The following is an 805-nucleotide window of genomic DNA, read 5'->3' as shown; positions in this document are numbered from 1 at the left end:
CAGCTCACGCTGGAGCTGTCCATCCTGTCGGAGAAGAAGAGCGCGAAGATCATCGAGCTGCTGGAGGAGCTGCGCCGCGACCTGCCGGCCGTTCGAAACCGAGTCGACGAGGAGGCGAGCGAGATGGCAAAGCCGGCGGACCCGCAGGCGGTGCTGCAGGCGATCAACGAGACGCATGACGCTGAGCGGGAGGGGTGATGTTCGTCGATAGGCTCGTGACCGCCAGCAAGCACTCAACGTACGAGGGAGCCATGGCGGCGGGCACTTGCACGGCACGCAATCCTATGGCCTCGTGCGACAAACGGCGATCAAACGCGCCGCAACCACAATCACGGCCGTCCCGCGTCGATCCTCAACCCCGGGGCCATGGCTCACCCCCTCACAGGCAAGGCTCTACCCCTATGTTGACGCCTAAGGTCGAGCGACTGCCGCCAGTCACCATTGAGTTCCTGCGCGTCGTCGGAGGAGTAGAGACAGTCCGCCTCCACTGCGATGGATGCAAGGCGGTTCAGGTCGCATCGTGGGCCGACCTTGGCTTGCCGGACGCTTCCCCGTTTCCGCCGACATGGAAGACGTGGAAGTGCAGCAAATGCGGAGAAACTGACGTCGTCGCGACGCCCGAGTGGCCTGTCGAGGCAAAGCGGGCGACCGTGACGCTACCCGAGCCCACTATCCCAACCGAGCCCCAATACACCTTGTCACACGGCTTGGGTGCTATCACTCCTGATCTCCGGGACCATTTGGAGTCCATGCTTGCCCGTCTTGGTCCGTTGGAAACGTGAGGACGGCTTCATCGAACTAAGCC

General features: G+C 63.1%; 1 protein-coding gene. It reads left to right on the top strand.

The features are described from left to right. A partial coding sequence (locus tag D3273_RS28655; protein WP_207210943.1) for a hypothetical protein occupies positions 1-198 on the top strand: 198 nt, incomplete at its 5' end. Positions 199-805 lie beyond the last annotated feature (607 nt).

This window comes from Lichenibacterium minor (genome assembly GCF_004137685.1).
Lineage (GTDB): Bacteria > Pseudomonadota > Alphaproteobacteria > Rhizobiales > Beijerinckiaceae > Lichenihabitans > Lichenihabitans minor.
Note: the sequence above shows the minus strand (reverse complement) of the source record. Positions and strands in the feature narration are given on the sequence as shown.